Origin of the sequence: Paenibacillus bouchesdurhonensis, from assembly GCF_900155685.1 — a bacterium.
In the GTDB taxonomy this organism is placed as follows: Bacteria; Bacillota; Bacilli; order Paenibacillales; family Paenibacillaceae; genus Fontibacillus; species Fontibacillus bouchesdurhonensis.
The window spans coordinates 204990-221726 of record NZ_LT732547.1; the positions used below are offsets into that span (position 1 = coordinate 204990).

Sequence of the window (16737 nt, forward strand, 5' to 3'; positions counted from 1 at the left end):
GTTTCGCTTGCAGCAACGCTCATACCGACGAAGAAAAGGATGTGATGGACCATGAAAAACTGGGAAATTAAAGACATCTACCCGTTGTCGCCCATGCAGGAAGCGCTGTTGTTTCACTCTCTTTATGAGCAAGGGGACGTCTATTTTGAACAGATGATTTTCTCTATTGAAGGGAAACTCGATATCGGGGCCTTGGAGCGCAGTCTGAATCAGGTTATTTCCAGATACGATATTTTAAGGACAATCTTTATTTACGACAAGATAAACAAGCCCAGGCAGGTCGTTTTAAAGGAAAGGACGCTAAAGATTGATGAAGCGGATATTTCCGACTGCAGCACGGATGAGCAGAATCGGCGCATCCAGGAATTTGCGGAGGCGGATCGCAGGCGTTCTTTCGATCTATCCAAGGATTTGCTTCTTCGGCTTACGGTGATCCGCCGAGGGGAAGAGAGCTACGAGCTGATGTGGAGCAACCACCATATTCTAATCGATGGCTGGTGCCTGGGGATTGTGCTTCAGGAATGGTTCTCTTTATATCAGCAGGAGACTGCGGGCCTGCCGGCTAAACTGGGCAAGGTGGTGCCGTACAAGAGATATATCAAGTGGCTGGAGTCGCAGGATCAGAACGCTGCCAGACAATATTGGCGGAGCTATTTAAGCGGGTATGGAGATTTGGCCAGTATATCGGGGCCGAACGGAGAGAAGCCGCAGGAAGAACCCGTCGTTCGGGATGAGGTATTCACTCTGGATGCCGACCTGACCCAGCAGCTCGTACAATTATCAAGAAAATACCAAGTGACGATGAGCAGTCTTATTCAGGCTATTTGGGGAGTCATTCTGCAGTATTACTGCAATACGGAGGACGTCGTGTTCGGCTCCATCGTATCCGGCAGATCGCCTTCCATAGCGGATGTAGATAAAATTGTCGGCTTGTTTATCAATGCCGTTCCGGTACGAGTCCAGTCCGGCAAGAATATGGCGTTTAGCGAGCTGGCTGCAGCCGTCCATCACAGTGCGGCTCTTTCGGAGGAGCACAGCTTCCTGTCACTCGCCGAGGTACAGGCGGAGGGGGGAGGCGCAGCTTTATTCGACCATCTGGTCGTCTACGAGAATTATCCTTCCAGTACGAGTATGTTCGATACGGAGGCATCGGGGCTTGATTTCCGCATCAAAGCTATTGAGGTCTTCGAGCATACGAACTATGATCTCAACATTTCTGTTGGTCCCGGCGAAGAGATGCTGATTAAGATAAATTACAACGAAAGGGTATATCCTGCCGAATTCATTCAGCGGCTGTACGGCCACTGGGTAGAGGTGTGCTGCCAAGTAACCGCTAATCCGAATGTGAAGATTTCACAGCTGCATCCCATGACCCGCGAGGAGCGGGAGCTGCTGGCCAGCTTTAATGAAACCTTCGTACCCTATCCTCGCGACAAGACACTGATCGAGCTGTTTATGGAACAGGTGCGCCGTCAACCGGAGCAGCCTGCCGTCATCTTCGGAGAGGAGCAATGGACGTATGCAGAGCTGAACGATCGGGTCAGCCAGTGGGCTGGAGGGCTGCGCAGGCAAGGTGTGGAGCGGGGGGATGTCGTCGGATTGCTGGCGGATCGCTCGGTAGAAATGATTATTGGCATTCTAGCAATACTAAGGGCCGGAGCGGCATATATTCCACTCGATCCGACGTTTCCTGCAGACCGGATGGCGTTTATGCTCCGGGATAGCGGTGCGCGGTTTCTATTGAAATTAACGAATGCCACCGGCTGGAGCTTGCCTGAATTCGAGGGTCTTGTAATATCCCCCGGGGATTGGACAGCGCCGTTCCCTGCAGACGAATCGCTGACCGGGCATGGCGCGGATAGTCCGGCATATATGATGTACACCTCCGGTTCAACGGGAACGCCTAAGGGCGTGGTCGTTACACATCGGAATATTGTCAAAACCGTGCTGAACAATGGCTATGTGGAACTGGACAGCCGCGACCGGATATTGCAAATTTCCAATTATGCTTTTGATGGTGCTGTTTTCGATATTTTCGGCGCATTATTGAATGGTGCGGCGCTAGTCCTGCTATCCAAGGAAGCCCTGCTGGATGCATCATCGCTGGCCGCCTCCTTTGACCGGCATGAAATCACGGTGGCCTTTATGACCACGGCTTTATTTAATACGCTTGTCGATCTGGATCCGGACTGTCTCCGCGGGCTGCGTCATGTATTGTTCGGCGGGGAGCGCGTATCGGTCAGACATGTGAATAAGGCGCTTCGGGTGCTGGGGGAAGGACGTCTGCTTCACATGTACGGCCCTACCGAGACCACGGTGTTTGCGACTTGCTCCCCGGTTCGGGAGGGCGAAGTTATACCGATTGGCCGTCCGATTCACAATACGACTGCCTACGTACTGGATATTTGGCAGCGGCTAATGCCGGCCGGTGTTCCAGGCGAGCTGTATATCGGTGGAGAAGGTCTGTCTGCAGGCTATCTGGGTCGCTCTGATCTTACGACAGAGTGCTTCGTTGATAATCCATTCCGGCCGGGAGAGAAAATGTACCGGACCGGTGATCTAGTCAGACAGCTTCCGGATGGTCAGCTGGAGTTTCTGGATAGATTGGATCATCAGGTGAAGATTCGCGGTCATCGGATCGAGCTTGGAGAAATCGAGGAGAAGCTGAAAGGACTGCCCGACATCCAGGATGTCTTCGTAACGGCATTTCAGGAGGAAGGACAGTCAGCCTATTTATGCGCATATATCGTGACTGGTGGCAAACCGCTTTCTCTCGCGGATGAAGACGAGATGTTGGAGGAGCGGATATCCAGCTGGAAAAGAGAATTAAAGGCCAGTCTGCCCGAATATATGGTGCCAGCTGTCTTTGAGCTTCTCCCATCATTTCCGCTGACCTCCAATGGCAAAATTGACCGCAAGGCGCTGCCCAAACCGACGACGGGCTTACAGCGAAGCTATAGTCCGCCTGCGGATGCTGCGGAGGAGAAGCTGGCCGCAATCTGGTCAGACATTCTCGGCTGTGCGCCGATTGGAAGAGAGGACCATTTCTTTGAGCTGGGAGGGCACTCTCTGAAAGCGATGGTGCTTGCAGCTAGAGTACATAAAGAGCTGGAGGTCAAAATTTCGCTGCAGGAGGTATTTCGTTATCCGCTCCTCCGGGAGATGGCTCAGCATATCCAGAGCTCCCGGCACAGTACCTACACGGCGATCCTTCCGGCTCCTTCGCAGGATACTTATCCGGTCTCCTCGGCTCAAAAGCGGGTGTATATTGCCCAGCAGCTGTCGCCGGAATCAACCAGCTATAACATGCCTATGGTGCTGGAGGTGGAAGGCAGCATAGATGCAGAGCGGCTGGAGCGCGCTTTTCTCCAACTGCTTGCCCGTCATGAAGCGCTGCGGACTATTTTCCTGTGGGATGAGCTGGAGCTGCGGCAGCAAATTGTTCAGGCTTCGGACTTAAGCTGGCAGCTTGAACGCCGCGATTTGGAAGACGGGATGAAGAATCTGCAGCCTGACGTGAAATCCAAGACGGATTTCTCATACATATTGTCGTCTTTCATCCGGCCGTTTGATCTAAGCGGCGAACCGCTGCTTCGAGCGGCTCTGGTCTCCTGTTCAGACACGCGGAGCCTGCTGCTGATCGATGTGCACCACATCGTCTCCGACGGGGTGTCGACCGGTATCCTGTATCGGGATTTAGTCGCTCTTTATGAAGGAAAGGCGCTGCCGCCGCTTTCGCTGCAGTATAAGGATTATGCCGTGTATGAGCAAGGTCTTCATACCGGCGAGAGCTATGCGGAGAGCCGGAACTATTGGGTGAGCCAATATGCCGGGAAGCTGCCGGAATCGGAGCTGTGGACCGATTTTGTGCGTCCTTCTGTGCGTTCCTATGAAGGTCGAACCATTTCCTTTCAATTGGATCCTGATTTGACAGATCGGCTAAAGAAGCTGGCGAGCCGCTACGAGGCAACCTTATACATTGTACTGCTTGCTGCTTACAATCTACTGCTCTCCAAATACAGCGGGCAGGAGGATATTGTCGTGGGAACGCCTGTTGCCGGACGGAACCACGAGGATGTTCAGGGGATTGTGGGGATGTTCGTCAATACGCTGGCGATTCGCAACGAGCCTCGTGGATCGCTGGCGTTAAGCGAATATATCAAGCAGGTCAAATCCACGGTAATCGAGGCCTATGAACATGCGGAGTACCCGCTTGAGGAGCTGCTGGAGGAGCTCGAGCTGTCCAGGGACTTAAGCCGCCATCCCTTGTTTGATACGTTATTCGTCCTCCAGAACATGGATATCGCACCGTTGGAGCTTCCGGGAACCGTGTTCCGTGCCGCCGAGTGGGAATGGAATCATGCCAAGTTCGATATGACGTGGGCCGGGCGCGAATCGGAGCAAGGAATTGATTTCACGGTGGAGTTTGCGGTGTCCTTGTACCGGGAGGAGACGATCCGGCAGATGATCGGGCATTTTACCGTTCTTTTGCAGGCGTTGGCGGAAGCATCGGACACATCTTCGGAGACGTGCTTGCTTCAGGATATAGAAATGCTGACCTCCGAGGATCAAATACAGCTGGCTAGTTTTGCCGGAGTTCGCGTTCCGTATCCGCAGGAGGATTCCATCGTATCCCTGTTCAGCCAAAGTGCGCTTGCGCATGCGGATCGTCCTGCGCTGATCCATGACGACCAGGTCATGACGTACCGCGAGCTGGCGGACAAGTCCGATCAATTGGCTGCCGCCCTGATAGGAGCAGGAGTCGTACCAGGGGACGCAGTCGGCCTTTTGTCGGACAGGTCGATGGAAATGATCATTGCGATTCTGGGTATTTTGAAAACAGGAGCCGCATATGTCCCGCTGGATGCCACATTCCCGGCGGAGAGACGGCTGTTCATGCTTGCAGACAGTGGGGCGAAGCGGCTTGTCGTCAGCGGGGGGATGTCTCTGGCTGGATTTGATGGAGAAACGCTTCATGTAGCGGAGCTCCTTGACCAGGAGGGAGGAAATCCCTCCAGCGGGGCTAGTTCGATCCTGCCTCATATTCGTCCGAATGATGCAATTTATATTATGTATACTTCAGGTTCTACAGGCAGACCGAAGGGTGTCGTCGCCACGCACGGGAACGTGGTAAAAACGATGGTGAATAACGGCTACGTAGAAATTACGGAACAGGATCGGATGCTGCAGGCATCCAATTATGCTTTTGATGCATCAACCTTGGAAATATACGGCGCTCTGCTGAACGGCGCGTCATTAGTTCTCATCTCCAGAGAACAAGTGCTGGATGCGGCAGGATTGGCAAGCACCATTGAGCGTCAGCGGATTACCTTAATGTTTATGACCACGGCTCTGTTCAATACGATGGTGGATTATGATGCGGGCTGTTTGCGCAGTGTGCGCAAGCTGTTCTTTGGAGGAGAGTCCGCCTCCAGGAGGCATATCGTTAAGGCGCTGGAGCATCTAGGAGAGAACCGAATTGTACATGCGTACGGACCAACGGAAACCACTGTTTTTGCAACAACCTTTCCGATTGACTTCAGCCTGCTGGACAGCCATGTCGTTCCGATCGGCCGCCCGATAAATAACACACAGTTATATGTTCTGAATCGCTGGGGGCAGCAGCAGCCTGTCGGGCTGCTGGGCGAACTGTATATTGGCGGAGACGGGGTCGCTTTGGGTTATTTGAAGCAGGAGGATTTAACGGCTGAGCGCTTCCTGGCAAATCCATTTGCTCCAGGTGAACGGATGTACCGTACAGGAGATCTTGTGCGCTGGCTGCCGGACGGTCAGCTGGAATTTTTAAGGCGAGTAGATCATCAGGTCAAAATTCGCGGCAATCGCATAGAGCTGGGCGAGATAGAAAGCCGACTGCGGGATATCGCCGAGATTAGCGAGGCGGTTGTCCTGCCCATACAAAATGAAGGTCAATGGGAATTCCTATGTGCTTATCTGGTGCTTCAAGCTGAAGAGGGTTCCATGCAGCAGGAAGGAGAGCGGACAGCCAACTGGAAGAAGGAGCTCAGGCAGACGCTCCCGGATTATATGGTTCCAGCGAAGTTCATTATTATGGAGGCTCTGCCGCTGACCGCCAATGGCAAAGTAGACCTCAGAGCGCTGCCTAAGCCCGAGCTGGGCTCTAACGATGAACATGCAGCCCCTCAGAACCATTTGGAGGAGCAACTGCAGAGTGTATGGGCTGAAGTGCTCGGCGTGAACAATCCGGGGGTGGAGGATCACTTCTTTGAACTGGGGGGGCACTCTCTGAAGGCGATGCTGCTTGTCGCCAAGGTTCGGCAGGTGCTTGATGTGAAGGTGAATCTGAAGGATATCTTCAATTACCCGACAATCCGGGAGCTGGCGAGAATGATCGGCGAGACGGGAATACGCTATGAACATGCCGAGATTCCTTCAGCACCGCATCAGGAGACTTACCCGGCTTCCTCCGCTCAGAAAAGGATATATGTCGTGCAGCAGTACGACGAGGACAGCACCAGTTACAATATGCCCATGATTTTCAGACTAGAGGGGCAGCTTGATCTCCCAAGGCTGGAGGAAGCGTTGTATCGATTGATGGAGCGGCATGAGATGCTGCGTACTTCTTTTCATCATCATGGTGAAAATGTTCGCCAGCAGATCCATCCGGTGCAGGAATTGGAATGGCGGCTTGAAATCACAGAGGGGGATGAAGGGCAGCTCAGCTTATCGGAACGGGAGCAGGCCGAGCAGGCATGGATGGCTTCGTGTATCCGGCCTTTTGATTTGCAGGCTCCCCCTCTATGGAGGGCGTTTATTCGCAGACAATCCCCGTCTGAGCATTTACTTATGATCGACATTCATCATATCGTCTTCGACGGGATGTCAACGGGGATTCTGTTCAATGAGCTTATCCAGCTTTATCAAGGGGAAGGACTGCCCCCGCTTCGCATTCAGTACAAGGACTATGCTGTATGGGAGCAAACCGGAAGGACAAGCGAATCCTATCTGGCCGCGGAGAAGTACTGGGACGAGGTGTTCGAAGAGGAGCCTTCCCTTCTCCAATTGCCGATAGATTATGCGAGATCTCCTGGGCTGCGCAATGAAGGGGCGCAGTGCTCGCATATTTTGGACGAGGGCTTGGCAAGGCGGGTTAAACAAGCTGCAGCAGAGCAGGGAGTCACGTTGTTTATGTTCCTTATGTCCGCTTATCATATCCTGCTGTCCAAGTATTCAGGGGAAGAGGACATCGTGGCAGGCACGCCGCTTGCGGGCAGGGAGCATGCGGACACCTCGGCGATGATAGGAATGTTCGTCAAAACCTTGGCCTTGCGAACGAGGCCCAAAGCGGAGCTGACCATCCAGCAATATATGGAGCAGGTTCGGGATCATACGCTGGCGTCCTCCTTGCATTCGGAATATCCGCTCGAGGCGCTGCTTGACCGATTGGACATCCCTAGAACCTCCGGACGGCAGCCGTTGTTCGATACTTTGTTTGTTCTGCAGAATATGGACAGAGCGCAAATGGAACTGCCGGGAATTCGGCTGGAGCAGGTGAGTGGCCCAACAGGCCAATCCAAATTTGATATGACCTGGGCAGGTGCCGAACATAACGACGGTCTTATTATGACTGTGGAGTATAACAAGAATTTATTCCGGGCAGAGACCATTCGGCGCATGCTGAAGCATTACGAGCAAATATTGCTGCAGTTAGCCGAGTGCTCCCGGGAGCAGCGTATTCGTGAGATCACGCTGCTGTCGCCGGAGGAGCGGGAGCAGCTGGCAGAGTTCGCCGGAGTCGCTGCGGAATATCCTTCGGCTGCGAGCATCAGCCGAATCTTCGCGGAGCAGGTGCAGCGAACGCCGGATCATACGGCATTGAGATGCGGCGTGCAGCAGTTGACCTACCGGGAGCTTGCATCTCGGGCAAATTTTCTGGCGGATGTGCTGCGCCGACAAAATGTAGGACGTGGAGATTTGGTAGCACTGCTGGCGGATCGCTCGGTTGGGATGATCGTGGCGATCATGGGCATACTGCGCTCGGGCGCAGCTTATGTGCCTCTCGATCCCGGAATTCCGGCAGAGCGGCAGGCCTATATTTTGGAGAATAGCGGAGCCCGGCTGCTCCTTGCGGAATCTAGTCTTCCAGCGCCTGACGGATATGAAGGGCAGGTCATTCTGCTGAATGAGCATGGTCAGTTGGAGCTGACCCCTAACGATCCAGTAGGAGAACAAGAGGCGAAGGCGAGTGAAGGAGCCGAAGAGCCAGGTCTGGAAGGACTGCAATCCGAAGAGCCCCAGGCGACGGATCCGGCCTATGTCATGTATACCTCCGGCTCGACGGGAACACCGAAGGGGGTTGTGACCACCCATCGCAACGTGGTGAAGACGAGCATCAACAACGGCTTTATCGAGGTGACCCCGGCAGATCGAATGCTGCAGCTATCCAACTACGCTTTTGACGGCTCGACGTATGAAATCTTCGGAGCGCTGCTAAACGGGGCCACGCTGGTGCTAATCCGCAGGGAGGATGTGCTGAACGCATCCGAGCTGGGGAGAATTCTGGAGCAGGAGCGCATTACGTCAGCGTTCATGACGGCTGCACTGTTCAACACGGTGGTCGATTGGGATGTAAGCTGTCTAAAGCATGTGCGCAAGCTGTTCTTCGGGGGGGAAGCGGCATCGCGGAAGCATGTGCTGAAGGCGCTGGACTACCTAGGAGCCGGACGAATCGCCAACGGCTACGGCCCGACGGAGACGACGGTATTTGCGACGACGTATACGGTGGACGAGGGGCTGCTGGAACAGGATGGCGTTCCGATTGGCCGGCCGATTCATAACACGAAGCTCTATGTGCTGAACAAATGGGGACAGCCACAGCCCGTTGGCGTTCCTGGAGAGCTGTATATTGGCGGGGACGGTTTGGCGCAGGGCTATTTGAATCAGCCTGAGCTAACGGCAGAGCGGTTCCAGGAGGGTGCAATTGATCTTGTTGATACGGCGCCTGGAGAGCGGTTATATCAAACCGGGGATTGGGTACGCTGGCTGCCGGATGGAAACCTCGAATATTTGGATCGGCTTGACCGTCAGGTGAAAATCCGTGGACACCGAATTGAGCTGGGCGAAGTAGAAGGGGCGTTGAATGCCTTGCCTGAGGTGCGCGAAGCGGTGGTGGTGCCTGGCAAAGACGAGCAGGGCCATTCCTTCCTGGCGGCATATATTGTGTTGGAAAGCGGGTCTATTCCATCCAGAATTGCATATGAGAGTACGCTGCGCGACCGGCTTGAAGCTTCATTGCCGGATTATATGATACCGTCCATAATGACGTTCCTGGATCGGATGCCGCTGAATAGAAATGGCAAGGTGGATCGGCGCGCGCTGCCGAAGCCGGAGCTATCAAGGACGAAGCAGTACCTGGCGCCAACCAATGAAACGGAACGCATGCTTGCGGAGATTTGGGCCGATGTTTTGGGGATGGAGCAGGTAGGCATTCAGGATCACTTTTTCGAGCTTGGCGGCCACTCCCTGAAGGCCATGAATTTGATTGCTAGGGTTCAACAGGCGTTCCATGTTCGATTATCGCTGCAGGACGTATTCAGCTATACGACAGTTCAGCAGATGGCTCACTTTATGCTCACCGAAGGCCGGGAAGAGGTACACCACGCTATTTCGGCAGCACCGAAGCAGGAGGCTTATCCGGCGTCGTCCGCCCAAAGGCGAATATATGTAACGCAGCAGCTCGATCGGAGCGGAACAGGGTATAACATGCCGATGGCTATGGAGCTTGAAGGTGAGCTGGATGCATCCCGGCTGCAGGAAGCGTTCCTGCTGCTGATTGAAAGGCATGAATCGCTGCGCACCTCCTTTGAGATGGCGGACGGAGAGCTTAGACAGCGAATCCACGAGGTTTCCGAGCTGGGCTGGAAGCTGGAAGAAGTGCAGGATGAAGTGGATTCGGCGGATCGGAAGAGCATGGACGAGCGGATGCAGGAGTTTATAGCCCAATTTATACGTCCGTTCAAACTCTCCGAGAAATCATTGCTGCGTGCGGGACTGCTCCGCTTATCGCGGCTGCGGCATTTGCTTGTATTGGATATCCACCATAGTGTGTCTGATGGCATCTCGATGGGCATTATTATGGCAGATCTTCTTCAGCTCTATGAAGGGAATAAGCTAGCCCCGTTGGCGTTGCAGTACAAGGATTATGCCGTTTGGGAGCATCGCCGGAAAAGGGAGACAATCTACGGAGAGAGCCAGCGATACTGGCTCGATGAATACCAAACTGTGCCTCCGTCCTTGAGCTTGCCGTACGATCATCCGGCTCATAACCGGAGAACGTCCGTAGGCGACAGCAGCGAACTGCTGCTTGGCAAGGAGCTGACAGGACAGCTTGAAGGGCTCGCGGGAGCAAGCGGCACCACCCTGTATGCCGTACTGTTGTCGGCCTATTCCATTCTTCTCTCCAAATATTCAGGGGAGGAGGACATGGCCATCGGGGCGCCTGTGGCGGGTCGTCCGCATGCGGATACAGCGCAGATCGTCGGGATGTTCGTTAATACGCTGGCACTAAGGCTTAACCCGGAGGCAGAGCTTCCTTTAAGCGGATTTATCAGTCAAGTAAGGGAGAAGCTGCTGCTTGCCTTGGAGCATGACATATATCCATTAGAGGAGCTATTGGAGCACCTGGAGCTTTCCCGCGATTCCAGGCGACATCCCCTCTTCGATACGCTGTTCGTGCTGCAAAATATGGAGTCTTCCCGTCTGGAAAGCGCCAGCCTGGGCATTTCGGAGGTGCAGACGCTAACAAGGGAGCCTAAGTTCGATATGACCTGGGGCGGCCATCAAACGGAAAGCGGTCTGCGCATCATGGTGGAGTATGATCGGGGCCTGTTCGAGGCAGCCACGGTTCAGCGGATGCTGCGGCATTTCGAGACTATTCTGCAGCAGATGGTCAAGGCTCCACAGATGCGCATTCAGGAGATTCGGCTGCTGACCGAAGAAGAGCAGCAGCAGCTTATCGGGTTTGCGGGTATAGCTGTGGATTATCCTCGGGATAAGACCGTCCCCGCAATTTTCGAAGCGCAAGTTCAACGTGCCCCCGAGCAGACAGCATTAGTGTTCGGTGACGTGCAGATCTCTTACCGGGAGCTTGGCGCTAGGGCGGATAAGCTTGCGAGAACTCTGAAGCGGCAAGGCGTGGAATGCGGCGATACGGTCGGACTTATGGCCGGACGCTCAATTGGAATGATTGTGGCCATCATGGGCATATTGCGTGCGGGAGCAGCATACGTACCGCTGGATCCGGCTTTTCCACAGCCGCGGCTGGCCTTTATGCTGGAGGACAGCGGAGCCCGGATTGTCCTGGCGGAATCAGGGCTCCTGGTGCCGGACGAATATCAAGGCGAGGTCATTCCGTTGAATGAGCACGGTCAGTTGGAGATGATCATCGATCTTCCGGCAGGGGAACAAGAGATGAAGGCAGCTGAAGAAGCAGTAGAGCATGATCAAGAAGGACTGCAATCCGAGAAGCCCCAGGCGACGGATCCAGCCTATATCATGTACACCTCCGGCTCGACGGGAACGCCGAAGGGAGTCGTGACTACCCATCGCAACGTGGTGAAGACGAGCATGAACAACGGCTTTATCGAGGTGACCCCGGCGGATCGGATGCTGCAGCTATCCAACTACGCTTTTGACGGCTCGACGTATGAAATCTTCGGAGCGCTGCTGAACGGAGCCACGCTGGTGCTTATACGCAAGGAGGATATGCTGAACGCATCTGAGCTGGGGAGAATCCTGGAGCAGGAGCGAATTACGCTCTCGTTTATGACAACCGCGCTGTTCAACACGGTGGTCGATTGGGGTGTGAGCTGTCTGCAGCATATACGCAAGCTGTTCTTTGGAGGGGAAACGGCATCGCGGAAGCATGTACTGAAGGCGCTGGATTATCTGGGAGCCGGACGGATCGCCAATAGTTATGGCCCGACGGAGACGACGGTATTCGCGACGACGTATACGGTGGACGAGGGGCTGCTGGAACAGGATGGCGTTCCGATTGGCCGGCCGATTCATAACACGAAGCTCTATGTGCTGAACAAATGGGGACAGCCACAGCCCGTCGGCGTTCCTGGAGAGCTGTATATTAGCGGGGATGGTCTGGCGCAGGGCTATTTGAATCAGCCTGAGCTAACGGCGGAGCGATTCCAGGAGGGGACAATTGATCTTGTTGATTTGGCGCCTGGAGAGCGGCTATATCAAACCGGGGATTGGGTACGCTGGCTGCCGGATGGAAACCTCGAATATTTGGATCGGCTTGACCGTCAGGTGAAAATCCGTGGACACCGAATTGAGCTGGGCGAGGTGGAAGGGGTGCTGAATGCCTTGCCTGAGGTGCGCGAGGCGGTAGTTGTGCCCGGGCTAGACGAGCAGGGACATTCCTTCCTGACGGCATATGTTACTCCAGCTATGCCCGATGCTGATATGACTCAGTCTGTGCTTCGGGAGAAGCTAAGGCCGATTCTGCCGGAATACATGCTGCCTGCCGTTATTATGATTTTGCAGGCTTTGCCTCTGACCTCGAACGGCAAGGTGGATCGCAGAGCACTGCCGAAGCCGGAACGGAAGCTTGATCTCGTGTATGCGGCGCCGGAGGATGAACTGGAAAGGAAAATGGCCGGGATTTGGGCTGAAATTCTGGAGGTGGAGCGGGTAGGCATCAACGATTCTTTCTTTGAGCTGGGCGGGCACTCGCTAAAGGCTATGGTGCTTGTCTCCCGCATCCAGCAGGAACTTCAGGCTCCTGTTGATCTGCAAGCTGTTTTTGAACATCCGACAGTAAGAATGCTGTGTCAATATACAAGGAATAAGTTGAATATGGAAAGACAGCATCCGGATTACGATGAGCACATTGTGTCTGCCCCTGAGCAGGAGGTGTATCCGGCAGCTCCATATCAAGCCTATAGCCATGAAGTGAGCGAGCAGAATACAGAGTGGAACATGCCTATGGCATTTCGCATCGAAGGAGCTTTGGATACGGAGCGCTTGGAACAAAGCTTCAGGCTGTTGATCCATCGCCATGAGGCACTGCGAACTGCACTGGAGCGCGAAGGAGAACGGATCGTTCAACGCATTTACCCGGAGGTAAGCTTCCAGCTTCAGGCCGAAAGGGTGGAGTCGGAGGCGGATAAAATCCGGATTATGGCTGACTATATCCAGCCGTTTGATTTGTCCAGTCCCCCGCTGCTCCGGGCGAAGGTGCTGCAAATGAATCAGGAGGAGTATGTGCTGCTGCTGGACATGCACCATGGAATATCCGATGGAACTTCGGTAGGCATTTTGCTTAGTGAGCTGTTCCAGCTTTATGATGGTTTGGACTTGGCGCCAGTGTCTGTGCAGTATAAGGATTACGTGGTCTGGTGGAAAAGTCGGCTGGATCGCGGACAATATTCCGATTCGAAGCAATTTTGGATGGACATGCTGGAGGGATACACGCCATGCCGCCTTCCTGTGGATATCGAAAATGCGGATCCATTCAACTCGACCGGTGACAGTGTTGTGGTTGAGGTTCCGGAACCATTATTCCGCGGGGTCAGGAGTCATTTTACTTCGCAGATTACAGACTATACCCTTCTTTATGCCATGTATTTACTGCTGCTGCATTTGGAAACGGGACAAACAGATCTTATGGTAGGGACATACTCCTTTGGCCGTCAGCATCCTCAGCTTCAGGAAACGGTGGGTCTATTTATCAACTCGCTTCCCATCCGCACCCGCTTGAATCCGGAGGAATCCTTTGCTGAATTCGTCCAGAGAATCCAGCACCAGTTGATTGAGGTCTTCAAGCATCAGCAGTATCCGTTTGAGTACATGCTGGAGGATTCGGGAATACCAGTCGTTCCCGGGCTCAATTCGTTGTTTGATACGATGTTTACCATGAACAATTTCGCCAATCGTCCTGTGGAAGCAGGAGAGCTTACTATTTCGGGCCACCCGTATGAATGGAAATACTGCGAGTATGATATTTACGCCGTGGCGCATAAGGATGAAGAAAGGGTTATCGTTCACTTTAATTATCGGACGTCTTTGTTTAGTGCAAGTACCATGAACAAACTGGCGGCACGATACGTACAATTATTTGATAAGGCTGCGCGTAACCCGGAAATAAGAATCGGGGATATGGAGTACGTCTCCATGTCCTAGCAGCTGATGGGTCTACAAAATAAAAAAAACGAGGAGGAAATAAAATGAAGAACAAGTTTTTTAAAATGGGAGTCGTCAAGGGGGAGCAGGTTCCGCAGGAGGTTCGTGAGCTAGGAGAGGAGCTCGAGAAATTGCCGGAAACCATCGCGGAGGAAATCAGCCAAGCCTTTCAAGAATCCAGCGGTAAAGATGATTCGAAAGAGGAATGAGCTTTCATAAAAGAGGCTTCTTTTGCCTCCAATGACGGCGGTCTATCCTCATAGAGAATACTCTGGCTAATGTTATTCAAATCATGTCCGCTTGCCATTAGAACAAGGAAGTTATTGAATGGCAAGCGGGCATTTTGTTTTGAATTGACGTTTTTTTCCGTCTATGTTATTGTTGGACTGATCAGTCGGTTTTGTTACTGAAGCTCATGTTTGTCCGCCCAGCTTCTGTATCCGCTAATGATAGTTTATATGGGGGGATTTTCGATAGAGGTTAAGCGCAGGAAAGATGTTTTACAAATTAAGAAGGAAATCGCCATGAAGACGAAGGAGTTGTTCGCTCAGAAGGGCTATAGTGCTACTTCCATGGAGGAAATTTGTGCGATCAACAACCGAAGCAAGGGGAGCATTTATTACCACTTCAAGAGCAAGGAAGAGCTCTTCATGTTTCTAATCAGAATCAACAATGAGGAATGGATCGATTCTTGGCAGGAAATTGAGCAGCAGTACGGGACGGCGATTGATAAACTGTCCGGTCTGGCCGATTATTATGTGGATGACTTGGCCAGCCCGTTGAATCACGCGATTAATGAGTTTCTGTCGGGGCAGGTCGTCAGCAAGGAAATGATGGATGAGATGCTCTCACTGATTCGACTGCCGTACAGAACTTATGAGAACATTATTATGCAGGGGATTGAGCAGGGCGAATTGAAGCCAGGCGATCCTAGGGAACTAATGTACATTATTAACGGTTTGTTTAATGGACTTAGTACGCTTTATTTTGAAATGGAGATTGATGAACTCCGACAGCTGTTTCACAAGGGGCTAAGGGCGATACTACAAGGAATACAGCAGATGAAGCAATAGAAGACTGATAGAACCCTTGTCAGTCTTTCTTTATAAAATATATTAGACCGTACGGTCGGTCTAGGGGGGCTTGTAATGACAAATTTGTTCAGGAATAAGGCATTTCTAATAGTGACGAGTTCTGACATATTGCAAAACCTAGCCATCTGGATACGCAATATGGCCATTTTGTATTTCATCATGGAGCAGACGAAGGGTGAAGATCCAATAGCAATTTCTTTAATTACGGTGATTGAATATTTGCCGATCTTTGTCTTCTCGTTTATCGGCGGTGCGCTTGCGGATCGGTGGAAACCAAAGAGAACGATGATTTGCGGTGATATCCTAAGCTTTCTATCGATTATAGCTATCATTGTGGTACTGAATAGCGGATATTGGAAGGTGCTGTATGCGGCAACATTTGTCTCTTCCATCGTCAGTCAGTTCGCTCAGCCCTCCTCGGTTAAAATTGTCAGACGGAACGTGGAAGAAGAGAACGTTCAAGCGGCCGTAGCCATCACGCAAAGCTCGCAGTCCTTGTTCCTCATTCTCGGCCCAATTATCGGTACGTTTATTTATACGTCCTTTGGGATTGACATGTCGCTGTATTCGCTGCTTGTGCTGTTCCTGGTTTCGCCTATTCTTCTGTCGTTTCTGCCGAAGGATCCGGATCATGAAGCTAGCGGCAGCACACTAATTTCCGACATTAAAGAAGGATGGAGATATGTGACCGGCTCCAGCTCCCTTCGCTTGCTGGCGCTTGTCTTTGGATTTGTCGGATTGTCCTCAGGACTCATTCAGCCGCTGGAAATATTCATTATTACAGAGCGGCTGGGGCTTGAGCAGACTCACCTGCAGTTTCTGTCCGGGGTTTCGGGCGCGGGCCTGCTTGTGGGGGGCGGCATTGCCGCAACGATCAGCAGCAAGCTGAATCAGAATGTGACGCTTGTTGTCAGCCTGATTTGCCTGGGCCTGGCTACCGTGGGGGAAGCTCTGTCAGGATGGTTATGGTTGACGCTGTTGTTCAGCTTTCTCGGGTCGATCAGTCTGGCATTTACCAATGTCGTGATTTCAACCTTCCTGGTCAGCAGAATCGATGAGCATCTGATCGGCCGCGTTAATGGGTTAATAACGCCATTGTTTATGGGTGCGATCTTGATTGGCTCCACTTTGTCGGGGGTATTAATGAACAGTACGTCACTGCTTACGGTGTATGTCCTGTCGGCCTTCGTCTTGTTTATCGGTGTGCTTCCAGGGCTGCGCATTCAATTTCAAGGCCCTAGACAGCAGGTATCAAGTGGAATAGCCAAATAGGCTCCATATTAGAGCGATTAATTGAGAAAATGTTATAGGCGGCGATCGATTTTCGGAATTCTACCGGAGAGAGATCGCCGGTTTTTTTGAAAGCGCCGTTGTTGCAACATCGATATAATCAACAATGATTTTATGTGATTTATTGGAGTTTGGAGGAATATGACAATGGACGTCGAAGAGTTATTAAGTTAAAATC

General features: G+C 52.6%; 4 protein-coding genes. All 4 read left to right on the top strand.

Annotation, left to right across the window (positions count from 1 at the left end; genetic code table 11):
• Window positions 1-51: 51 nt before the first annotated feature.
• The 4 genes from CZ379_RS01055 (at window position 52) to CZ379_RS01065 (ending at window position 16541) form a co-directional block, all read left to right on the top strand.
• Window positions 52-14175, top strand: coding sequence for a non-ribosomal peptide synthetase (locus CZ379_RS01055; RefSeq protein WP_110929903.1), 14124 nt, complete (start codon window positions 52-54; stop codon window positions 14173-14175).
• Window positions 14176-14219: 44 nt separating this feature from the next.
• On the top strand, window positions 14220-14384 hold the full coding sequence (locus CZ379_RS25835; protein ID WP_199925387.1) for a hypothetical protein: 165 nt from the start codon (window positions 14220-14222) through the stop codon (window positions 14382-14384).
• Window positions 14385-14633: 249 nt separating this feature from the next.
• The gene (locus CZ379_RS01060; RefSeq protein WP_110930448.1) at window positions 14634-15248 is read left to right on the top strand and encodes a TetR/AcrR family transcriptional regulator; all 615 of its coding nucleotides are present in this window, start codon (window positions 14634-14636) and stop codon (window positions 15246-15248) included.
• Window positions 15249-15323: 75 nt separating this feature from the next.
• Entirely contained in the window at window positions 15324-16541 is a 1218-nt protein-coding gene (locus CZ379_RS01065) for an MFS transporter (RefSeq protein ID WP_110929904.1), read from the top strand.
• Window positions 16542-16737: the final 196 nt, after the last annotated feature.

Bases quoted from the DNA above. Each gene is read 5' to 3' on its own strand.
- CZ379_RS01055 (WP_110929903.1), top strand. From the start codon at position 52: ATGAAAAACTGGGAAATTAAAGACATCTACCCGTTGTCGCCCATGCAG.
- CZ379_RS25835 (WP_199925387.1), top strand. From the start codon at position 14,220: ATGAAGAACAAGTTTTTTAAAATGGGAGTCGTCAAGGGGGAGCAGGTT.
- CZ379_RS01060 (WP_110930448.1), top strand. From the start codon at position 14,634: ATGGGGGGATTTTCGATAGAGGTTAAGCGCAGGAAAGATGTTTTACAA.
- CZ379_RS01065 (WP_110929904.1), top strand. From the start codon at position 15,324: ATGACAAATTTGTTCAGGAATAAGGCATTTCTAATAGTGACGAGTTCT.